This is a genomic window from Saccharomonospora cyanea NA-134 (assembly GCF_000244975.1).
In the GTDB taxonomy this organism is placed as follows: Bacteria; Actinomycetota; Actinomycetes; order Mycobacteriales; family Pseudonocardiaceae; genus Saccharomonospora; species Saccharomonospora cyanea.
This window is the reverse complement of sequence record NZ_CM001440.1, coordinates 3,631,654-3,653,917: the sequence shown is the minus strand read 5'-3', so window position 1 is coordinate 3,653,917 and position 22,264 is coordinate 3,631,654. Positions and strand designations below refer to the sequence as shown.

The window sequence follows — 22,264 nt, the reverse complement described above, 5'->3', positions numbered from 1 at the left end:
GGAACGAGGGGCGGGTACCCGGTCAGGGCCCGCCCCTCGTTCCTTCGTGTCCGTCAGTCGGTGAGGCGCCGGATCTCCTCGCCCAGTGCGGGGTCCCGCAGCATCGAGTAGTGGTCGCCGGGCACCGTCCGCTCGTCGACGTCACCGGCGATCCGGGCGCGCCACGCGGGCAGCAGCGAGGGTGACTCCGCCGCCCGCAACACGGTCACGGGGTGCGGGAGCCGCCGCGGCACTGGAGGAACGCGCAGATAGTCGGTCACCGCCCGCACGTTCGCCCGATAGACCGCGATCCGCTGCAGCAGCGCCGCCGCCCCCGTGCCGGCGGGCAGCAGACCGGCCGTCCGCAGCGCTTCGGCGAGCTCGTCCGGCGACAGCGTGGCGACCTCGGCGGCGGACAGGGGAACGGCGGCACCGGCGATCGCCGCCAGCTCCTCGACGAACCCGTAGGTCAGTTCGACGTCGGTGAACCCCCTGGGTCGGCCCTCCGGCAGGTGAGTGTCCACGAGCAGCAGCCGCGCCACGGTGTCCCCGTCCGCCGCGAGCAGCGTGGCCATCTCCAGCGCGACGAGCCCGCCCACACACCACCCGCCGAGCAGGTACGGGCCCTCCGGCCGGTGCGCGCGGAGCGCGTCGACGTAGTGGCGGGCCATGTCCATGATGGACGTGAGCGGCGGGACGTCCTCCTCGACGCCGACCGCCTGGAACGCCGCGACGGCGACGGTGCCGTCGAGGGCTCTGGCGAGGTCGGTGTAGCAGAACACGCTGCCCGAAGCCGGATGCACGAGGTGTAGCGAGCCCGCCGTGCCGTCGTTCAGCGCCACCAGCGAGCTCGTGTCCGGTTCGGCCCGGTGGGCACCCAGGGAGTCCAGCCGTGCCGCGAGGTCGGACACCACCGGCGCGGTGAACAGATCCCGCAGCCGCACCTCCACACCCAGTTCCTCACGCAGGTCGTGCACGAGCCGCGCCGCCTGCAACGAGGTGCCGCCCAGCAGGAAGTAGTCGTCGGTCGCCCCCACCCGCTCCAGGCCGAGGACCTCCGCCATCCCGGCGGCCACCACACGTTCGGTCGGGGTTCGCGGCTCCACGAAGGCCCGCTCGGCCGTGGCGCGCGAATCAGGCTCGGGCAGGGCGTCGGTGTCGAGTTTGCCGTTGGGAGTCAACGGCATCCGGTCGAGCACGACGAACCGTGACGGCACCATCTGCCTCGGCAGGGCCGCCGAGGCGGCGGTGTGCAGATCCGCTTCGGCGGGCACCCGGCCGCCGCGACCGACGACGTAGGCGACGAGCCGCTCGTCACGCACCGTCACGTAGGAGTCCGCCACGTCGGGGTGTTCCTCCAGCACGGCCTGGATCTCGCCCGGCTCCATGCGAACGCCGTTCAGCTTGAGCTGCCGGTCCGCACGGCCCAGGTAGTACAGGGTGCCGTCGCCGTACAGGCGGACGAGATCGCCGGTTCGGTAGAGCCGTCCTCCCGGCTCGCCGAAGGGGTCCGGCACGTAGCGCTCCGCGGTCAGGCGCGGCCGCCGGAAGTAGCCCGATCCGGCGGACACGCCCGCGCCGCCCAGGTACAGCTCGCCCACCGCGCCCAGGGGCACCGGGCGCAGTTCGGCGTCGAGCACGTGACACCGGACGCCGGTCACCGGCCGTCCGATCGGGATCGTGGCCGGGAGTTCGTCCTCGGGCCGCAGTTCCCACATCACGGCGATCACGGTCGCCTCGGTGGGACCGTAGCAGTTGATCACCGGAACCGGCGCGTACCGATGGGTCCGGCGGACGAGCTCCGTGCCCAGCGCCTCGCCCGCGGCGAAGACCACGCGAAGTGCGGGCAGCGGCGGTGGATCGGCGGCGAGGTAGGTGCTGAGCACCGACGGCACCATCGAGACGACGGTCACCTGTTCCTTCCTCGCCAGTGCGGTGAGGGCGCGGACGTCGGCGGTCGCCTCGGACGGCGCGATCACCACGGTGGCACCGGTCGCGAGCGGCCAGTACAGCTGCACCACCGACAGGTCGAAGGCGAGGGACGCGCTGTGCAGTACCCGGTCGCCCGGACCGAGCGGGACGAGCCGCTGGTGGTGCCGGGCGATGTTGACCACCCCGCTGTGCGGCACCATCGCCCCTTTCGGCCGCCCGGTCGAGCCGGACGTGTACATGACGTACGCGCAGTCACCGGGGCGGAGTTCCGCAGCCGGGACGTCGGGGGGATCGACGCGGTCGTGCCAGCCGGGCTCCAGCACGAGTGTGGGCACCGGGAAGTCGGTGTCGGCGTCGGCGGTGACCACCAGCACGGGAGCGGTGTCGGCGAGCATGAACTCCGACCTTGCCTGCGGCAGGCCCGGATCGAGGGGCACGTAGTGTGCCGCGCGGTCGAACAGGGCCAGTGCGGTGACCACGAAGTCGACCGAGCGTTCCAGGTGCACCGCCACCGCGTCACCCGGGCGCACCCCGTGCTCGTGCAGCACCGCGGACAGCGCCCGCACCCGCTCGCCGAGCTCGGCGTAGGTCACGGTCCGCTCGCCGTCCACGAGTGCCACCGCGCCGGGAGTCCGCGCGATCTGGGCACGGACGGTGCCGGCCACGGTGTCGTCCGGCTCGGCGGACCGTTCGGCACTGCCCGCGCGCACGAGTTCGACGGCCTCGTCCTCCACCAGCAGCGGTAGCCGGGAGAGCGGCAGGTCCGGTTCCGCGCAGCCCGCCGCGGTGGTCCGTGCCAGCCGGTGCAGCAGGCGGGTGACGGAGAGCTCGTCGAACCGGCCGGTCGCGTACACCGCGGCCAGGTCGAGTCCCTCCGGCTGTTCCGTGGCGACCAGGTCGAGCTTCTCCCGGCTCGCCCCGCTGTGCAGGTCGATGACCTCCGTGTCCAACCCCGGCAGCCACAGCAGTGAGGAGTCGGTGGCGTTCTGGTAGCCCAGCCGCACCTGGCCGAGCAGGTCGGCGTTCGGATCGGTGCCGAGACCGAGGTCGCGGACCAGCGACTCGTACGGCAGGGCGGCGTGCCGGAACGCCCGTAGCGTCTTGGTGCGGACCTGCCGCAGGAGATCGCGGAACGTCGGGTCGTCCGCGCAGTCGGTGCGCAGCACGAGCTGGTTGACGAACAGCCCGATCAGGTCCTCCAGCTCCGCGCGGTCACGGTTGGCCGAGGCGAACGAGGTGTTCACCGACGGCACACCGGTGAGCCGGTGGAGCACCGCGTGCAGGGCGGTGGTCAGCACCATGAACGGGGAGACCCGTTCGGCGCGCGCGAGCGCCGACATCGACGCCAACGTGTCGGCGGGCACGAGATGCCGGGCCACGGCCGCACCGCGGTCGGTGGGGTCGGGCGGACGCGCCGAGGGGAGCTCCAGGGGCAGCACCCCGCCTGCCAGCTCCGCCCGCCAGTACTCCAGATCCGCGGCCAGGGAGGCCGGACCCGGCTGCTCGCGCTGCCATGTCGCGTAGTCCGCGTACTCGATCGGCAGCTCGGGCAGGTCCGGCCCACCTCCCACGGTGCGGCGGCGGTAGAACTCCGACAGATCCCGGTAGAAGACACTGATCGACCACCCGTCCCACACGATGTGGTGCACGGCGAGGAACAGCAGGTGGTCGTCGGCATCGAGCCGGTAGAGCCTGGTTCGCAGCACCGCCCGGGCCGGGTCGAGCGGCCGCCGCGCCTCCTGGTCCGCCCGCCGCAGTGCCTCCGGGTACCGCTCGGCGGCGGGCAGCGACGACAGGTCCGTCGTGGTCAGCACCGGCGCACCCGTGGGGTGGACCAGCTGGACCGGCTGCCCTTCGGGGGCCACCACGGTGGTCCGCAGCGCCGGGTGCCGGGCGACGACGTCGGTGAGCGCCCCGGCGAGCGCCGAACGCACCAGGTGCCCGCGCAGCCGCAGCGCCATCGGCATCGTGTAGGTGGGCTCTCCGGGGCGGAGCTGATCGGCGAGCCAGACACCCTCCTGGGCGAAGGACAACGGAGCGGGGCCGCCTGCCACCCGGCGGCGGGGGATGGTCGGCTTGATCAGCTGGCCTGATGTCATGGCTCTCCCGCGTGCGCGTGGATGTGGACTCGACTGTGGACTCACCATGGTGGTCCGGCATCCCGCCGGGACATGGGCGAACCGTTGCCGGTGTCAGTGGGTACGGTGCGCAGGTCGGCCACAGTGCGGACGCACGTCGCGCGGGCCGCTACGGTCTTCCTACGGACCGTCGCCGCCACTCCCCCGCCCGTGGCGGCGACGGGTGCCGCCCGCCCGTAGCCGATCCATCTCTCGGCCGTAAGGGCCGGTTCTACCAGTGGGATCGTCGCGGCCACCGTGTCGGGCACGTGTCCACCTGCCGTCCGTGGTCACGGCGAGCATGGGAGTCAGGCTCAACCAGCGCCGAAAGGACCGCCATGCCTGGCATCACCACACTCAGTACGGAGGCGCACGCCGTTGTCGACGGCCTGTCGAACACCGGCGAGCACCTGGTCACTTCCGCTGAGCTCTCCGCGATCATCGGGGCCACCGCCGAGGACTGGGCCCGGTTCGCGAAGAACTGGGAGGACCTCAAGCTCGACACGTTCATGGCCGACGGCGGCACCTACCGCTACCGCCGCTACGGGCAGTTCGAGCTCGACCCGTTCACCGACGAGCTGACGCTGTTGCCGCACGAGCCGTACCGGCAGGAGAAGTTCTTCAACAAGCTCAACGGCGGGGTCGACCGGGTCTACGAACCGCTGACCGAGGAGTTCATCGGTGACCCGCTGCTGAGGAACCTCATGACCGCGCTCGGCCACATCTTCACCACGGTCGACGACACCCGCCGGTGGCTCATCAAGCTGCATCCGGTGCGCATCATCGCGGGCGAGAACATCGGGCAGCCCGCGCCGGAGGGCCGCCACCGCGACGGCGTCACGTTCGTCGGCTCGCTGCTCATCGACCGGCTCAACATCTCCGGGGGCGAGAGCACGACTTACGACGAGCAGCAGAACCTGCTCCGCACGGTCACCCTCTCCGAGGCCGGTGACCTTCTCTTGGGCGACGACCAGCGCACCTTCCACCAGGTGACGCCGATCGAGGCCGTCGACAAGACCAAGCCGGCGCATCGCGACGTGCTCGTGGTGAACTACACGGCGCTCCCGGGCCGGTTGTGATGATCACGCGAGCTCTGGGTGGTCACGGCCTGTCCGTCTCGGCGATCGGCCTGGGTTGCATGGGCATGTCGCAGGACTACGGACCGGCCGACGACACCGAGTCCGTCGAGGTCGTGAGGCGGGCGATAGACCTCGGTGTCACGTTGATCGACACGTCGATGAGTTACGGGGCCGGGCACAACGAGGAGCTCGTCGGCCGGGCGATCGCGGGTCGGCGCGACGAGGTCGTGCTGGCCACGAAGTTCGGCATCTGGCGGGAGAACCGTGGCGACCCGCCGAGTCTCAACGCCCGGCCGGAGAACATCCGCGGGTTCTGCGAGGCGTCGCTCGCCCGGCTGGGCACCGACCACATCGACCTCTACTACCTGCACCGGGTCGACCCCCAGGTGCCGGTCGAGGACAGCGTCGGCGCGATGGCGGAGCTCGTCGAGGAAGGCAAGGTGCGCTACCTCGGCCTGTCCGAATGCGGCACCGACGACCTGGAGCGGGCGGCGAGCACCGCGCCGATCAGCGCCGTGCAGTACGAGTGGTCGCTGTTCTGGCGGGAGCTGGAGGACGACGTGGTGCCGTTGGCGCGCAAGCTCGGCATCGGCATCGTCGGCTTCAGCCCGCTGGGTCGTGGCTTCCTCACGGGAAAGCTGAGCGTCGACGCTCTGGGCGAGGACGACGACCGGCTGCCCGACCAACGGTTCCACGGCGAGCACCTGGCCACCAACACCGCGCGGCTGGAGCAGCTCAAGGAACTCGCGGCCGCGCGGGGTGTCACGCCGGGCCAGCTGGCCCTCGCGTGGTTGCTGGCGCAGGGCGAGGACGTCGTCGCCATCCCCGGCACCCGCAGCCGGGAGCGGCTGGCGGAGAACGCCTCGGCCGCCGACGTGTCCCTCTCGGCCGACGACCTGCGGGAGATCGAGGAGACTGTGCCGCGGTCGGCGTGGTCGGGTGAGCGGTTCTCCTACGCCGTGCACCGCACCACCCGCGCCTGACCGCACACGTCGTGGTGGGCCGGAAAGGGCCGTCACCGGAAGATCCCGGTGACGGCCCTTTCCGTGTCTCACGAGACGTTCCGCCCACGCCAGGGTGTCTTGCCCTGCCACGTACCCGGCAACGCCGTGCCGCGCAGTTCCTCGGCCAGGATGGCCAGCGGCAACTGGGTGTCGGTGATGGCGCGGGTGGCCACGGCGGCGAGTGCCGCGGGCAGGCCCTCGCACCGGGCGACGATCTCCCTTGCCACGTCGGGTTCGGCCATCATGCGGGCAGGTCCGAGCCTGCGGTGCAGGAGAGTCAGCGCGTCGGCCTCGGTCAGCGCCTCGACGGTCAGCGGACGGGCTCCCTCGGCGGTGACCAGTCCCACCAGCGGATCACGGCTGGTCACGAGCACCACACACCCCGGCGAACCCGGCAGCAGCGACCGCACCTGGTCGGCGTTCACGGCGTTGTCGAGCACGACCAGCATCTCCTTGCCCGTGAGCAGGCTGCGGTACAGAGCGGCGCGGTTGGCGAGGCTCTCGGGCACCTGGCTCGGGGGGACCCCGAGTGAGAGCAGGAACCCACGCAGCACGTCGGCCGGGTCGGCACCGCCGAGTTCGGCGTAGAGCTGGCCGTCGCCGAACTGGTGGGCGATCCGGTGTGCCCAGTGCACCGCGAGGCTGGTCTTGCCCACGCCCGGCCTTCCGAGCAGCGCCGCGACGACCACGGTGGGTTGCCGCCGACCGTCGGCAAGCACGGCGTCGAGGTGCGCGATCTCCCTGGCCCGTCCCGTGAAGCCGTACACGTCGGCGGGAAGTTGGGTCGGTACCGGGTGGTTCGCCACCGGGGCGCTCTGCGGTGGGACCACGGTGAGCTGTGCGGGCGCAGGCTCCCCGAGCAGGATGGCCTGGTGGGTCTCCCGCACGAGCACCCCGGGATCCACGCCGAGTTCGGACGCCAGCGCACGGCGCAGGGTCTCGAACACCTCGAGTGCCACCGCCCGTTGACCGGCTCCGGAGAGCGCGGTCATCAGCCGTGCGTGGCCGGGTTCGTGCAACGGATTGGCCTCCGTGAACCGGTACAGCGGGGTCAGCACCTCGTCGTGCCTGCCCACGGCGGTGGCCGTGTCGGCGTACTCCAGCAGCGCGGTTTCCAGCTCCCGCCGCAGGTTGGCCAGCGCGGGCTGTTCGTGCAGACCGGGAAGGTCCCACAACGGTTCCCCGCGCCACAGGTCCATCGCCTGCTTGTAGGCGCCGACCGCCGAGTCCAGCCGGCCCGCCTTGCGGTCGCGCCGGGCGTCGGCGACCAGGCCGCGGAACGCCAGCAGGTCCAGCTGGTTGTCGTCGACGCGCAGCGCGTAGCCGCCGTTGATGGCGACCAGCACCGGCGTCGTCCGCCCCTTCGGCTGGATGCGCCGCCGCAGCCGGGACATCTGCGAGCGCACCAGGTCCACGGCGGTGGGTGGGGGTTGCCCGCCCCAGGCCGCGTCCACGAGCGTGTCGATCGTCGCGGGCACACCGGGGGAGAGGGCGAGGATGGCGAGCATCGTCCGCTGCCGTTCCGAGCCGAGGTTCACCGGTGTTCCGTCGACCGTGATGGACAGTGGCCCCAGCACTTGCAGGCGCAGGTCGTGGGCCAGGACCGGGCCTTGAGACCCGAGTCGCACCAGCTCCTTCGCCTCGCTGGGCGAAAGCTCCAGAGCCGCGGCGATCCGTCGCAGCGTGCTCACCCGGGGACGGGTCACTCGCTGCTGTTCGAGGTCACGCAGGCCGGCCAGACTGATGTTGGCCCGCTCGGCCATCTCCTTCTGAGTGAGCCCTGCGTTGCGCCGCAACTGCTGGACCACATGGGCCAAGTCCCAATGTGCCCCGTTACCTAGCATCGAGCCCCCTGTAGAGGATGGTTACTCCGGTGAATTCAGTCGGCACCGAACACACTCCACCACTCCCCCCGGTAATTATTCAGATCAAATTGAGGATTTGATGACTGATTACTTTGGGTTCTGTCAATACCCCCAAAAGGCTGAACCGCTCGGCCAGCGCCCCCCAGTGTGCGTGGCCGCCTTCGACACTGTACGTGGTTTTCCTTCGGGCCCGCAAGGATAGTTGATCAGTTCAACCTCGACCGGGTAATGTTGAGTCGAATCAGGGTGTCACCCTCGGGGAACCGGAATAATCGGGCAGGAATTGCCGACCTCCCTCGGTTCCGGGTCTGTTCGTTCAATTCTCAAGAATGTCCGAAAAGGACTTCACGCGTCGGTCCCCGAGTGTGGTGTCGACGCCGAGTGTGATTCACCGTGCATTTCTCCGCCGAGTCGGAAAGCGCTCCCGGCCAGGATCCCTGGCCCCGGAAATCGGGAACTCCGTAGTCGGTCCGAACCGGTGGTGGCAGGAACGGCGTTGACCTGCGGTGTCGAGGTCGGTGAGGTGGCGAGCGCGTGTCCGGAAGCCGCCAACTCCCGTGGCTAGCCTGACGTCCGGCGCAGGCCCCACAGCCGTGCCGACCTGGCACGGACCATCGCACGCGAGGACACGCAAGGAGAAGCCATGCCCGCCGACGCCACAGCGGCGCCCACCCCGGACGAGCACGCCCGGTTGCTCGACATGGTCATCGGCGGTGCGACCGCTCAGGCCGTCTACGTTGCCGCGAAGCTCGGGATCGCCGACGTGCTCGCGGAAGGACCGGCGACTGCCGAGGACATCGCGAAGCGGGTCGGTTCGCACCCGGAGGCCACCTACCGGCTGCTGAGGGCCCTCACCACGCGGTCGATCTTCGCGGAGGAACCGGGCCGCCGTTTCCGGCTCACCCCGATGGCCCAGGCGCTGCGCTCCGACGTCCCGGACTCGGTACGTCCCATCGTTCTCGTCGCCGGGCACCCCGTCACGTGGCAGCACTGGGGTGAGCTGACGTACTCGGTCGCCACGGGGAACTCCGCGTTCGAGAAGCTGCACGGTATGCCCGTGTTCGACTATCTGGCGAAGGATCCCGACTACGCCGCACTGTTCAACGAGTCCATGACGTTCAGCTCCGCCATCGAGATCCCGGCGATCCTCGACGCCTACGACTTCTCCCGGTTCGGCACGATCGTGGAGGTGGGCGGCGGTCAGGGCAGGCTACTCGCCGCGATCCTGCAGAACACGCCCAACGCTCGCGGGGTGCTGTTCGACCTCGACTCGGTGGTGGCGGGTGCGCCGTCGGTGCTGACCGAAGCCGGTGTCGGCGACCGTTCGACCGTGCGAGGCGGTTCCTTCTTCGACTCGGTGCCGTCCGGCGGGGACGCCTACATCCTCAAGCACATCATCCACGACTGGCCCGAGGACAAGGCGCTCGACATCCTCGGCAACGTGCGCGCCGCCACCGGGCCCGACGCGACGTTGCTCGTGATGGACATGGTGCTGCCGGAGGACGGCTCACCGCACTTCGGCAAGCTGGTGGACCTCGACGTGCTGGTCGCGTTCGGAGGACGGCACCGCACGGAGGCCGAGTACGCGGACCTGCTCGCCCGCGCGGGCTTCCGGTTGACCGGCGTCACGCCGACCGCCGGATCGCCGTCGATCATCGAAGCCGTTCCGGTGTGACACCCAGCAACTCGTCGAGGAGGGAGAACCCATGCCGGACATCGGGACGGCGGAGATCGAGCTGGATGACGAGTTCATCCAGCACCCGTACGACCTCTACCGCGAACTCCGGGCGCAGGAGCCGGTCCGGAAGGTGGTGATGCCGTTGGGAATGCGTGCATGGCTGGTGACGCGCTACGCGGACGCGCGCGTCGCGCTCGCACACCCGGACCTGCGCAAGGACGCGCAGTCGACGTTGGAACTCTACGAGCGGCACATGAGCGCGCTCGGCGACGACCGGCCCGTGTTCGCGGCGGACACCGCCGAGCACATGCTCAACAGCGATCCTCCGCAGCACACCCGGCTGCGCACCCTGGTGGCCAAGGCGTTCACGGTGCGTGCGATCGAGCGGATGCGTCCCAGGGTGGAGGAGATCACCGACGGACTGCTCGACCGGATGGCCGAACAGCGCACGGTGAACCTGCTCGACGCGCTCGCGTTCCCGCTGCCGATCACCGTGATCTGCGAGATGCTCGGCATCCCGGAGCACGACCGCGAGGACTTCCGCCGATGGTTCGGCACCTTGCTGGCGATGGGAGACGGTGACGCCGACGCCGTCACCCGGGCTTCGGCGTCCCTGGCCGAATACCTCACCTCACTGGTGTCGGGCAAACGGCGACACCCGGGCGACGACCTGCTCACCGAGCTGATCCAGGCCAGCGACGCCGACCACGGTAGCCTCACCGAGTCCGAACTGATCGCGATGGCGTTCCTGCTGATGATCGCGGGTCACGACTCGACCATGAGCCTCATCGGCAACGGCGTGCTGTGTCTGCTGCAGCATCCCGACCAGCTCGCGGCACTGCGGGACGATCCGTCGCTGGTGCCCGCGGCCGTGGAGGAGTTCCTCCGCTACGAGAGTCCCGTCACCCAGGCGACCTTCCGCTACACCGGCGCACCGGTGCGCATCGGTGACGTCGAGATCCCCGAGGGGGAGTTCGTGGTGGTGGCGTTGGGCTCGGCCAACCGCGACGGTGACCGTTTTCCCGATCCCGACCGGTTCGACCCCGGGCGTGACGCCGGTGGGCACCTGGCGTTCGGGCACGGCATCCACTACTGCCTCGGCGCGCCTCTCGCCCGGATGGAGGCGCAGATCGCGATCGGCCGTCTGGTGCGGCGCTTCCCTGACCTGGCGCTCGCCGTCGACTCGGCGGAACTCCGCTGGCGCGACAGCACCTTGATCCGGGGTCTGGAGGAGCTGCCCGTCTCCCTGTTCGGCGACTGAAGGGACGGGCCTGGCATCCACTGTGGATTCCGCTGACCCGGGGGGCCGACGGGTCCCGGGGTCGCGAAGGACTCGGATGCCGTCTTGTGGAGACGGCCGGAACGACCATGCTTGGTGCGCATGGGAACTCGCGGTTGGCAGCGTGGTGATCGCCTGCTCGACACCTACGACGTGCTGGACGTGGTGCACAGCGGCGGCATGGGACTCGTCCACCGGGTGCGGCACCTGAACTGGCAGGTCGATCTCGCCGTGAAGACACCGCGCCCGCAACTGATGGCGACCGCGTCGGGGCGGAGCCGTTTCGAGGCCGAGGCGAACACGTGGGTCGGGCTGGGCCTGCACCCGCACGTCGTGAGCTGTGTCTACGTGCGCCGAATCGACGAGCTCCCGTGCGTGTTCGCGGAGTGGGTCGGGGGTGGCAGCCTCGCGGCCGCGGTCCGGGACGGCCGGTTCTACGCCGACGACCCCGTGGAGTCGGTGATCACCATCCTCGACATCGCCGTGCAGGCGGCGTGGGGCCTCGCGCACGCCCACGAACACGCCGTCGTCCACCAGGACGTCAAGCCCGCGAACATCATGATCGAGGTCGACGGCACCGCCAAGATCACCGATTTCGGCTTGGCGAAGGCGCGTGTCGCCGCGGGCGAGGACGTCCGGGACCGCCCCCCTGACGCGGTGCTGGCCAGCTACGGCGGGCTGACACCGGCCTACTGCTCCCCGGAACAGGCCGACGCCGCCGCTGGGAAGCCGCTGCACCTCACCCCGGCAACCGACGTGTGGTCATGGGGCTTGTGCGTACTCGAGATGTTCGTCGGCCGCCCACCGTGCCGCTACGGACAGAGCGCGCCCGAGGTGTTCCAGGAGTTCCTCGCCTCCGGGCCGAACGATCCCCGGCTTCCGCCCATGCCGTCGGGTGTGGTCGAGCTCCTGTGGAGGTGCTTCACACCGTCACCGGAGTCCCGGCCGTCGCGTATCACCGAGCTCGCCGACGTGGTCGCGGAGGTCTACGCCGAGGTGGCGGGGTCGACTTACCCGAGAACCCGGCCGAGCGCGGCGAGTCTGCTGGCGGACAGCCTGTCGAACCAGGCACTGTCCCTGCTCGACCTGGGACGTGACGAGGAAGCCGCCGAACTGTGGCGGCGCGCCGCCGACGTCGATCCCCAGAACCCGCACACCGTCTACAACTGGGGCCTCCGTAGGTGGAGAACGGGGGAGAAGACCGACGAGGAACTGGTGGCCGACCTCGAACGCGCCCGAGTGTTGCGGGGTGATACCTGGCACCACGACCATCTCCTCGGCTTCGTCCACCTGGAACGAGGCGACGAGGCGGCGGCTCGCGACGCACTTGCGGACGCGCCCGACCAACCGGAAGTCACACAGGCGCGGACAGTGCTGGAACACCGAGCGCCCGTGCCACCGCCGCTCGTGCTCGATGATTCTCCCAGCGGACCGCGCGTACTCGCGCTGGACGCGCAGGGTGCCGTGGTACTCGTGGGCACGGACGGCGGAGCCGTGACGGTCTGGTCCGCGACACACGGCACCCGGCGACTTCCCGGCTCCTTCTCCGCGGTGACGGCGGTCGCCGTCACCGCGGACGGGCGGCGAGGCCTCACAGCGCACGCGGACGGCACGGTGGCCGTGTGGGACACGGTGTCCGGCGACCTGCTGAATCAGTTCCGGCTGGAGGTGGCGGATGTGGGATCCGCCGCGCTGGACGCCACCGGTCGGACCGCCGCGGTCGCCTCCCGGGAAGGCACCGTCCTCGTCCTGGACCTCCACACCGGCGAACGGCTGCTGGACGTCACCGTCGAGCCGAAGCCCTGGGCAGTGGTGTTGGACGACGGGGGAACCATCGTGGTGGTCGCGGCAGGCGAATCGGTGGACCACCACCTGTTCACGTGGGACGTGGCCACCGGTCGGTCTGGTCCGTGCCTCGTGCGTCGCCGGAGCGGAGAGCTGACCGGGATCGACCGGGTGGTGCTGAGCCGGGACGGCAGCCGAGCGTTGCTGGTCTACTGGCAGGGCCCGCTCCGGGTGTGGGACGTACACACGGGCCACGTCGTCTCCGAAGTTCCCAACACGATCCCGTCCCACCAGCTGCTCGCGCTGAGCCGGGACGGCACCGTCGTCGTCTCGGCGGCCAGGACGCTCCGGATCTGGGAGACCGTCTCCGGACGATGCCTGCGGTCGATCGACATCGCTCCCGACGAGCTGTTGATCTCCTGCGAAGCCGTTGCCGTTGACGCCGACGCTCACGTCGTCGTCGTGCTGCCAAAGCAGGATCAGCGAATGCGGGTGTTGCGGCTTCCCGAGCGGGACTACCGGGCACCGTGGAGCTACGCCCGCCCGACCGGCATCGACGAACTCAAGCGGCGGGAACAGGACTTCCGCGGACTGCTCGACCGGGCCGCCACCCTCCTGGAACGACGGCAGCCCGCGGCAGCGGCCGAAGTCCTACGACAAGCGCGTTCGGTGCCCGGCTTCGACGGGCACCCCGACCTGCGCCACCTGTCGGCCGTGGTCGGGGAGCACGGTACGAGGACCGATCTGCTCTCGGTCTGGCACCGATGGAACCTCACCGGCACGTGGTTGTTCACCCCACGGTTCAGCGCTGCCCTCAGCGGCGACGGTGAAATCGCCGTGACCGGTGGTGCGGACGGAAAACTGAGGGTGTGGGAGCTCGCCATGGGCGAGTGTCTTGGCGTGTTCCGCGAAGCCTGCCCCGGACATGTCCACACGATCGAGATGACCGAGGACGCCCGGTACGTCGCCACGGCCGACTACGGTGGTGGCGCCTTCCTGTGGGACCTCGCCGAAGGCACCCGCAAGCTACTGCTCGGGGATGCCAGTCGCGCGCGGTCGCTCGCGACGAACGAGGAGTACGCCGTGGTCGGCCACGAGAGCGGAGCGGTGTGCGTGTGGGAGTTTCGCCGGGATTATCATCGTCGGACCGTGCTCGCCCACGACTGCCCGGTGCATTCGGTGGCGTTGAGCCCCGACGGCCGGTTTCTGGCCACCCAGGGCACGGAGGACGGGGTGGCGCGGTTGTGGGACCGGGCCACGGGGCGGAAGCTACTCGATCTGCCCGCCGCGTACCCGCCGGGCATTCTGCGGTTCAGTGCCGAAGGCCGCATGCTCCTCGTCTCCGGAAAAGCGGGTCTGGCCGCGTGGAACCTCCGTACCGGCCGCGAAGTGTTCTCCGTGGAGTCGTGGCGGTACGACGCCTTCGCGGTGAGCGCGGACGGCACTACGGCCGCCACCTGTGGAGCACTCCGTGAGCTGGTGGTCTGGGACACGGCCACCGGGCGGATCCTGCGGAGACTCCCCGTCGGGGAACGGACGTTCGTGCTGGACGACACGGAGACCACGCTGGCCCTCACGGGAGACGCCATCGCCCTCAACAGCAACGGCCGGTACGTCGTCGCGGCGGTCAAGGAGACGATCGAGGTGTGGAACGTGCGGACGGGGCAGCGCGTGCACGTGCTCGAAGGACACCTCGACGACGTGGCCTGGCTGCGCTTCACCGAGGACGACCGACGCCTGTTGTCCGCCGATCTCGGGCGGGTCCTACGGCTCTGGGAACTCGACTGGGACTACGAGTTCGAGGCGGACGCATGACCGTGACGGTGTCCGTGCACGATCGCGGCGCCACGCACGAGTACCACTACCCGGAACCCGCACGCTGCCTGGTGGGGCGGGGTGAGGACTGTGACATCCGCGTTCCGCACCGTCGGGTGTCCCGGCGGCACTGCCTGCTGGAGACCGACCCGCCCATGGTGTGGGTGAGGGACCTCGGCAGCAGGAACGGGACGTTCGTGGGAGGTCGACGGGTGGACCCGCTGGCTGACCGGCTGCTCGGTGACGGGGACGAGCTGTCCCTCGGCGGTGTCCGAGACCTCGTCCTACGGTTGACTGTTCCGGGTCCGTTCCGGGCACCGTTGCCCGAGACGTTCGCCGGATACGACCTGGTCCGAGAGATCGGGCGAGGGGCTCAGGGCATCGTGCATCTCGCCCGGCATCGCGGCACGGGAGAGTACGTGGCCGTCAAGCGCATGCCGACGCATCCGGCCGCGGACGACTCCGCACGGTTCGCGTTCCTGCGGGAGTACGAGACTCTCCGAGCACTGCGACACCCTCACGTCGTCGCGTTCCACAGCGGTGTGCTCACCGACGACGAGTTCTGCTTCGCCTGCGAGTACTGCCGTGGCGGCGGTCTCGACCGGTTGGTCGTCCGCCGGGGAGGCCGGTTGCCGGTCGGTGACGCGCTGCCGATCACACTGCAGGTGCTCGACGCGCTCGCGTACGCGCACGACGCGCCGGTGCCCGCTCTCGGTGAGCGTGGTGTCTCGTCGGCTCGGGGACTGGTGCACCGCGACGTCAAGCCCCACAACATCCTGTTGTCCGATCAGGACGGTGGTGTGGTGAAGCTGGGCGACTTCGGCCTCGCCAAGTCGTTCGAGTACGCCGGGCTCTCGGGGCACACGCGGACCGGTGCGTTCGGCGGGAGTGTTCCGTTCACGCCGCGTACGCAGCTCCTCGGGTACCGGGACGCCGGTCCGGAGGTGGACGTGTGGGCGGCCGCCGCGTGCCTGTACTGGATGCTCACGGGCGCCACGCCCCGCGATTTCCCGGCCGGGTCCGACCCGGTGGCCGTCGGACTGCGCGAACCCGTGGTGCCGGTGCGCCGAAGGCTGCCGTCGCTCGGCACCCGGCTCGCCGACGTGCTCGACGAGGCACTCGTCGACCGGCCCGCTCACCGGATCACCCGCGCCGAGGAGTTCGCCTCCGCCCTTCGCGCGGTGTGACCGTCAGTGGGGGTCCTGCACGCGCGCGGACCCGAGCCACGTGGTGAAACCGTGCCGGCCCAGGGGGTCGATCGTCTGATCGGTGTACGCGACCGTGCGGACGGCGTCGTCGTGGGCTTTCCGCTGCCTGCGGCTGCACCGGCGCCGGTCGAGCTGAATCGTCGGGATGGCGGGCAGGAGGAGGTCCGCCCAGTCGTCGGGCACACTCGCGACCTTCGAGTCGTAGTCGGGGTCCTCGGGAAAACTCAACCGCAGCGACAGGGGCGGTTCCTTCCCCGTCCGCATCCGGGTGGCGTCGAGCGTCCGCACCACGAACTCGAGCGCCAGACGGATGTCGCCGCCCGGCCCGGCGTTGTGAGGTGCGGGTTCGGGGATCGGTGGCGCGTCCTCGGGCACGACGAACCGGATCGACACCTTGCTGTGCGGGAGCACCATCAGCAGCCGAGGCCACCGTCCCCCGCCTTCGACCGTGAACTCGGGCCGCTCCGGCTTGACCGACCACCGCAGAGCGGCGAACCGGATGGTCGAGACCACCTCCGGCGGCAGGTTGTCCGGCGTGTAGGGGCCGCGGCTACGGGTGCGCAGTGCGTCCTCACCCATCACGCCCAGGACGTACGCGCCGTTGCTGTCGGCTTCGAGGGCCAGGGGGAAGAGCGTCAGGTCGAGGATCGCGTCGCACGTGGCCTCGAGTATCGAGGCCAGCGGCCTTGTCCGCACGAGTGCCTCCGGTGTCAGTCGACCAACGCGACGTAGAGCGGACTTCCCAGCAGGACCCGCATGTCGTCGCGGCCGTCGAGCTCCGGATACGGGCTCGGGCCGTGGAGCAGTCGCTTGGCGACGAACTCGACGTTCTGGGCGGGACCCCGCAGGCGGCTGTGGGCGCGGTGCACGGTGGACAGGGCGGCTCGGTCGTCGTCCTGCCCCTGTTCGTCGCCTTCCGGATCGTGCAACGCGTGCAGCAGTGCCGGCAACCAGGAGGGAGACAGGAACTCGGACGGTGTCGCCTGCTGTGTTCCGAGCACGTGTCCGGCGGAACCGCCCAGACCGACGAGCGTGCGCTCGTCCCGGCCCCCGAAGTACACGGTCGCGGAGCCGGCCGATTCGCCTACCAACCCCCACTGCATGGGCAGCAGGCCCCAGAAGAACTGGCCGGGCTCGTCGACGGTACCGACGTCACCGTGCTCGTGCAGATGCCGAACAACCCGTTCCAGCCGGGCGATCCGGCCGGGCCCGGCCGCCTCGACGGTCCGCTTGGCACCGGCGACGGACATCCCGAGACTGATCTCCGCGGTGCGTTTGCGTGTGAACCCCGGTTCGATCTGCGCGAGCAACATGTCCACCTTGCTGTCGCTGACGTAGAGGTAGTAGCGGAACGACACCGGCCCTCCTCGCCCCAGCTGTCCGGTGGTCACTGCGTTCGTCAAGTCATATCGGATGCGCCCGTGCCGTGCAACGGTGGTCGGGCACGGACGCGGCCGGACCGCCGGGAGCTCAGCCCTGTTCTCCGTCGGGGGAGTGGGCCGGTGCGGCGTAGGCGGCCCACCGCACGCCGGGCCGGTGGGTGGTCACCCACGGCTTCGGCTGAACCTTTCGCGGCGCCGGACGGCATCGTCGTGTGGATCACCGCGCTTCGTGGTGCAATTCGCGGCTCTGCGCATGAATCTCCCGCGCCCGGACGTCATCGACGCGCGCTGGCAGTACCCACCGAGCAGGCGTACGCGGTAACGGACGGCCGACGTGGCCGTCGACGGCGGTGTTGTAGCTGTTCATCCCATCGGGTTACTTTCGGCTGAACTACTTTCTGTCAGATAGACAAAAAACTAACCTCGGGCCCCGTGTCTGAGAATCGATGGGCGCCACCGCCCGTCCTGCTGGCTGTGGACCTGGTCATCCTGACCCTGCGCGACTCGCGCCTCCACGTCCTGCTCGTCGAGCGGGGCGTCGAGCCGTACCGTGGTGCGCTGGCGCTTCCCGGCGGTTTCCTCAACAACCCCGGTGAGAGCCTCGAACAGGCCGCGCACCGGGAACTCTCCGAGGAAGCCGGTCTGGACGCCGCCCGGCTGCATCTCGAGCAGATCAGCGCCTATGGCGATCCTGACCGGGATCCACGTGGCCGCATCATCTCCGTGGCCTACCTGGCGATCGCGCCGGGACTGCCCGAACCGGCACCGGGTACCGACGCTGCCGACGCACACTGGGTTCCTGTCGAGGAGATATTGCACCGCAGGCTCACCTTGGCCTTCGACCACGTCGACATCATCGCCGACGGTGTCGAGCGTGCCAGGGTGAAGCTCGAACACACTGCCCTTGCCACGGCCTTCTGCGAGACGCCGTTCACGATCGCCGAGTTGCAACGGGTGTACGAGGCGGTGTGGGGCGTCCGGCTCGACCCGAGGAACTTCTACCGCAAGGTTCAGGGGGTTCCGGGGTTCATCGTCGCCACTGGCTCGTCACGACGCACGGCGAGAGGGCGACCCGCACGGCTGTTCCGCGCAGGTTCGCGCACGTTACTGAATCCGCCGATCGTCCGTCCGGGTCGGCCGGAAACCGGGGAGGACAGTTGACGAACGACAGCGTGGTGGTGATCCTCACCGCCTTGGACCTGGAATACGAGGCCGTCCTTCGGAGGATGGCCAATCCGAGGGTGCACCGCCATGCGACAGGCACCCGTTTCGAGACCGGCACGCTGCGAGGCACGACATACCGCGTCGCGTTGGGCCTGGTGGGGAAGGGAAACCATACCGCCGCTGTGCTCGCCGAGCGGGCGATAGTCGAATTCTCGCCGACCGCGCTCCTGTTCGTCGGAGTGGCCGGCGGTCTGTGGCCGAGCACGGCTCTGGGAGATGTCGTGGTGGCCACCCACGTTTACGCCTACCACGGGGGTACGAGCGAGGACGACGGCCTCAAAGCTCGCCCTCGGGTGTGGGAGATGCCGTATGGCGTGAGCCAGCTCGCCCACCATCTCGCCAGAGTGGGGGACTGGCGTCGTGGTCTCGCGCAGGAAAGTGGTCCGGAGGTCCACTTCGGAGCTGTCGCGGCGGGAGAGATCGTTCACGACTCGCGGATTTCGTACGAGGCCCAATGGATTCGCCGACACTACAACGACGCGCTCGCCATCGAGATGGAGGCTGCGGGGGTGGCACAGGCGGCTCACCTGAACGGCTCACCGGTCGCCGTGGTGAGAGGTATCAGCGATCGTGCCGACGGTAGCAAGACCACCACGGACAGCGCGCAGTGGCAACAGCGTGCCGCCGACAACGCGGCGGCCTTCGCCGTCCGGCTCGCTCAGGAATTGATTGCGGAAGAAGCGGAGATGCCGAGAATGGGAGCACGTAGCGCGATGAACGGCGGGGGCACGACCAACAACAACGCGATCGGTTCGGTGGGCATTCAGGCCGGGCACGTCACCAACAGCACCGTGGTGATGGGTGTCGGCACCGGAGCCGCCGAGGGGAGCAAGCTCGAGGAACAGCTGGCCGCTCTTCGTCGTTTGATCGCGCAGGAGCGGGCGAACGGGAGCCTCGACGAGGCCACCTACGAGGCGGCACAAGCGGAACTGGACCTCGCGGGCGAGGCGCTGGAAGAGGACACTCCCGAGGGCAAAAGCGCCTTTGTGCTCGCACTCAAGCGGCTGCGCGGCCTGATCGGTGAGGTGGCGGAACTGGCGGCGAAGGTCGCCGCCGTGATCGCAGCCGTCCGGGGTGTGTGATGGCGGACCAGGAGCCGACGGTGTCCAACACGGCCGCGGACAACTCGACGGTCGGCATCCAAGCGCAACAGGTACACAACTCCACGGTGTACATGAACGTTCCGGGTATGTCCGCCGAACAGAAGTTCCAGAAAGGAGTCAACGCGCTGAAAGGCGGCCTGCCCGGTCGGGCGCTTGACTTCATCAAGGACGCGATCGCCGATGGTCACGACAGCGCGCAGGTCCGTTTCCACTGGTTTCTGGCGATGCTCAGCAAACGTTCTTTCCGGGAACTCGACCGTGGCGAGAGGGAGGAACTGAGAGCTGCCCAGGCCTCGCTGGAAAAGTACTCCGAAGACGCCTGGAAACAGGGTATCGAAACCATTTGTGCGCTGCTGAGTCGCATGGGTGACGTGGAAGCCGATCCGGAACCCGAACTCAAGGCTCTCCGCGCACTACCGTCGCCGCAAAGAGTGTTGATCGGCGACCATCTCGGCATGTTGCTGGACGGGACCGTCAAAGACGCGTTGTGGGCGGACATGCGCGACGCGGCGAAACACGTGCAGCAGGAAAACGACCGCCAGGACAAGGTGTGGGCTTTCTTCGAGCCGGAACCCGCGGAACCCCGGGTACGCGAACCCGAGCCGCGCTTCGTCACCGCACGAGAGAAGATCACCATCGGTGTCTCGTCCGCCGCCTTCCTGGTAGCACTCGGCTACCTGGGTGCGGCCGTGCTGTCCAGCGGATCGACGCTGGCGATTCTCGCGTTCCCGTTGACCGGAGCCGCACTGTGTGTCGGTCTGCGTAATGCCGTGGAATGGCGGTTCCGGGCACAGCGGCTGCGTGTCAAGGAGCGCGAGCTGACTGGGATTCCGAGAGTGGAGCGACCGTTGGAGGGCTCGTTCTCCAAGGGCGTCGACAGGCGGTTCGAGCACTACTTCCACAAGTACGCGCCCGAGGCGGATCGGGACCGGACAGCCTGGTTGAGCGAGACGGCGGGCGTGCGGAGAGCGCTTCGGGACGAGATCATCGAGTTGTACCGGGGCAGGGCCAAGCTGGGTGAAGTCACGTGGCTGATTCGCCGCCTCGTCCGCGACGTCCAGGACCGTTGGCGAGAAGGGACGCTGTGGGACCACCGAGAGCACTACCGTACCTCGACCTCCACGCGGGTCTGGAGTTGCGGTGGACTACTGGCCGCGGTCGCCGGTGTGGTCACGGTCGTCGAGGCCGCGGTGAGTGCCCGCCCCGTGATTGCTGTGCTGTCCTCTGCCATGGCGCTGGTCGCCGGTTGGATCGCGACGCGCCGGTGGTTGGCGATCATATTGGCACGTCTGCGGTTCGCCGACGACAGCGCGGAAGGCAAGCGGGAGTTCGACAAACGGAGGGAATGGCACAGGAAATGGACCGACAAGGTGCACGAGGCGATGCCGACGGACGAGGAGATGGAACGTTGGCTCAACGCGGACAAGACGGTGTTCCTCGACGAGGCACTGCGTGAGTACCAACTCGCCTGGCGCGACATCATCGCCTACACGTTCCTGCAGTCGCCGGCGAGGTTCTACAGGCGTGCGAGGGTCTCCTACGGTCCCTGGCGCTATTCGCGCTACAAGATCCGGTTGTTCCTGATAACCGTCGAAGGCGTTCGTGAAGTGAGTGCCGAACTCGATTTCAAAAAAGCCGAGTTCAAGGATCACGAACGCACCAACTACCGCTTCGATGCGGTCGCCTCGGTGCACGTGACCACCCGGAGCGGCCTCCCGCACACCCTGGAGCTGACGCTGGTCAACGGAGATCCCAGGAAGATGCAGGTTGTGGACGAGGAGCCGGGGTTGCTCGCACCGAAGGACATGGTGCAGGAGAAGCCCGAGGACATGGCCGAGCTGACCCTCGAATCGTTCGGCTTCGGCAACACCCTCCACGTACTCGAAGGTATCGCCGCCGAAGGCAAGCAGTGGATCCACCGGGCTGAGTGACCGTCAGCGGTGACCACTGAGCGGAGGTCTGAAGCACCGCCTCGCGCACCAGAGACGCAGGAGAGCCGGCCCGGAGCCGGGGCGCGTGGGCCAGGCCGAAGGCGTTGGCTCAGGCGAGGTGGGGCGGGAACCCGCCGGTGGCGATCGGTCCCCAGCGGTCGATCTCGATGCGGATCAGCGACTTGTTCTGCCGGGCCATCGCCTCGCGGTACTCGTCCCAGTCGGGATGTTCACCGGAGATACAGCGGAAGTAATCGACGAGCCCTTCCAGCGCCTCGGGCATGTCCAGCACCCGGGCGCGCCCGTCCACCTGTACGTACGGTCCGTCCCAGTCGTCGGAGAGGACGCAGATCGACACCCTTGGCTCCCGACGGGCGTTGTGGGTCTTGGCCCGCTGTGGATAGGTGGACACGACGATCCGGTCCTGGGAATCGACACCGCAGGTCACCGGCGACAACTGCGGAAAGCCGTTCGAGCGGGCGGTGACCAGCACACCCCGGTGCCGGGGACGCAGGAATCGCAGCAGCGTGTCACGGTCGACGTGTTCGGCGGTGGCGATGCGCGGCATGACGGTCCTGTTCGGGTCGTGGCTTTTCCGACGGCCGACTCTACCCGGGCGTTGGTCAAGGGGTGTCCGGCCTCCGCGCGGTGTTCGGGCCGCCGAACCCGACGACTGGGATCAGCTCTTCAGGGCACGCTCTGTGCCGGGCGCGTCGGACACCAGATCGTCGATCCACTGGTAGCTCGCGAGGTCCCAACTGCCGCACGGGTCCACCTCTTGAGCAGGGTGTTCTGCTCCCCACCGACGAAACGTTTTCCTGAGCGCATCTCAGAGACGGTGCTGGGCCAGACGATTGTCGGGACCCAGGTCCGATTGACCGGC

At 69.2% G+C, this 22,264-nt stretch carries 14 protein-coding genes; 9 read left to right on the top strand and 5 right to left on the bottom strand.

The genetic code is table 11. The features are described 5' to 3' along the window. Window positions 1-53: 53 nt before the first annotated feature. Window positions 54-4,010 carry a non-ribosomal peptide synthetase gene (locus SACCYDRAFT_RS17055; RefSeq protein WP_005458073.1) on the bottom strand — a complete coding sequence of 1,319 codons (3,957 nt, stop codon included), beginning with the start codon at window positions 4,008-4,010 and terminating at the stop codon, window positions 54-56. 356 nt (window positions 4,011-4,366) lie between these two features. On the opposite strand from SACCYDRAFT_RS17055, the gene SACCYDRAFT_RS17050 reads away from it, so the two are divergent. Together SACCYDRAFT_RS17050 and SACCYDRAFT_RS17045 are read left to right on the top strand one after the other, a co-directional pair. Beyond that, window positions 4,367-5,107 (top strand): 2OG-Fe dioxygenase family protein, encoded by a 741-nt coding sequence (locus tag SACCYDRAFT_RS17050; protein ID WP_005458070.1) that lies wholly within the window; start codon window positions 4,367-4,369, stop codon window positions 5,105-5,107. Beyond that, window positions 5,107-6,090, top strand: coding sequence for an aldo/keto reductase (locus tag SACCYDRAFT_RS17045; protein WP_005458069.1), 984 nt, complete (start codon window positions 5,107-5,109; stop codon window positions 6,088-6,090). Before SACCYDRAFT_RS17050 ends, SACCYDRAFT_RS17045 begins: the two co-directional genes overlap by 1 nt. A 68-nt stretch (window positions 6,091-6,158) precedes the next feature. Here SACCYDRAFT_RS17045 and SACCYDRAFT_RS17040 read toward each other — a convergent pair whose 3' ends face one another. Continuing rightward, window positions 6,159-7,919, bottom strand: a complete 1,761-nt coding sequence (locus SACCYDRAFT_RS17040) for a BTAD domain-containing putative transcriptional regulator (protein ID WP_052309126.1) — start codon at window positions 7,917-7,919, stop codon at window positions 6,159-6,161. 700 nt (window positions 7,920-8,619) lie between these two features. Here SACCYDRAFT_RS17040 and SACCYDRAFT_RS17035 point away from each other — a divergent pair. The 4 genes from SACCYDRAFT_RS17035 (at window position 8,620) to SACCYDRAFT_RS17020 (ending at window position 15,720) form a co-directional block, all read left to right on the top strand. Beyond that, window positions 8,620-9,651, top strand: a complete 1,032-nt coding sequence (locus SACCYDRAFT_RS17035; RefSeq protein WP_005458067.1) for a methyltransferase — start codon at window positions 8,620-8,622, stop codon at window positions 9,649-9,651. A gap of 31 nt (window positions 9,652-9,682) precedes the next feature. After that, the gene (locus tag SACCYDRAFT_RS17030) at window positions 9,683-10,915 is read left to right on the top strand and encodes a cytochrome P450 family protein (RefSeq protein ID WP_005458064.1); all 1,233 of its coding nucleotides are present in this window, start codon (window positions 9,683-9,685) and stop codon (window positions 10,913-10,915) included. Between the two features lie 120 nt (window positions 10,916-11,035). Then, complete coding sequence (locus tag SACCYDRAFT_RS17025) at window positions 11,036-14,533, top strand: serine/threonine-protein kinase (protein WP_005458062.1); 3,498 nt, start codon at window positions 11,036-11,038, stop codon at window positions 14,531-14,533. Further along, complete coding sequence (locus SACCYDRAFT_RS17020) at window positions 14,530-15,720, top strand: protein kinase domain-containing protein (protein ID WP_005458060.1); 1,191 nt, start codon at window positions 14,530-14,532, stop codon at window positions 15,718-15,720. The genes SACCYDRAFT_RS17025 and SACCYDRAFT_RS17020 overlap by 4 nt, the downstream gene beginning before the upstream one ends. A 3-nt stretch (window positions 15,721-15,723) precedes the next feature. Here SACCYDRAFT_RS17020 and SACCYDRAFT_RS17015 read toward each other — a convergent pair whose 3' ends face one another. Both SACCYDRAFT_RS17015 and SACCYDRAFT_RS17010 read right to left on the bottom strand, forming a co-directional pair. Further along, window positions 15,724-16,437 (bottom strand): hypothetical protein, encoded by a 714-nt coding sequence (locus tag SACCYDRAFT_RS17015; RefSeq protein ID WP_005458058.1) that lies wholly within the window; start codon window positions 16,435-16,437, stop codon window positions 15,724-15,726. 14 nt (window positions 16,438-16,451) lie between these two features. Further along, window positions 16,452-17,099 (bottom strand): DUF7019 family protein, encoded by a 648-nt coding sequence (locus SACCYDRAFT_RS17010; RefSeq protein ID WP_005458056.1) that lies wholly within the window; start codon window positions 17,097-17,099, stop codon window positions 16,452-16,454. Window positions 17,100-17,555: 456 nt separating this feature from the next. Between SACCYDRAFT_RS17010 and SACCYDRAFT_RS17000 the strand changes: the two genes are divergently transcribed. Genes SACCYDRAFT_RS17000 through SACCYDRAFT_RS16990 form a run of 3 tightly spaced genes read left to right on the top strand, consistent with a single transcriptional unit; the run spans window position 17,556 to window position 21,381 of the window. Next, window positions 17,556-18,284: an NUDIX hydrolase gene (locus SACCYDRAFT_RS17000; protein WP_005458050.1), complete on the top strand. Its 729-nt coding sequence runs from the start codon at window positions 17,556-17,558 to the stop codon at window positions 18,282-18,284. Further along, complete coding sequence (locus tag SACCYDRAFT_RS16995) at window positions 18,281-19,429, top strand: 5'-methylthioadenosine/S-adenosylhomocysteine nucleosidase family protein (RefSeq protein WP_005458049.1); 1,149 nt, start codon at window positions 18,281-18,283, stop codon at window positions 19,427-19,429. Before SACCYDRAFT_RS17000 ends, SACCYDRAFT_RS16995 begins: the two co-directional genes overlap by 4 nt. After that, complete coding sequence (locus SACCYDRAFT_RS16990) at window positions 19,429-21,381, top strand: hypothetical protein (protein ID WP_005458047.1); 1,953 nt, start codon at window positions 19,429-19,431, stop codon at window positions 21,379-21,381. Before SACCYDRAFT_RS16995 ends, SACCYDRAFT_RS16990 begins: the two co-directional genes overlap by 1 nt. A 109-nt stretch (window positions 21,382-21,490) precedes the next feature. On the opposite strand, the gene SACCYDRAFT_RS16985 is transcribed toward SACCYDRAFT_RS16990, so the two are convergent. Beyond that, entirely contained in the window at window positions 21,491-21,949 is a 459-nt protein-coding gene (locus SACCYDRAFT_RS16985) for a PPOX class F420-dependent oxidoreductase (protein WP_005458046.1), read from the bottom strand. Between the last annotated feature and the right edge of the window lie 315 nt (window positions 21,950-22,264).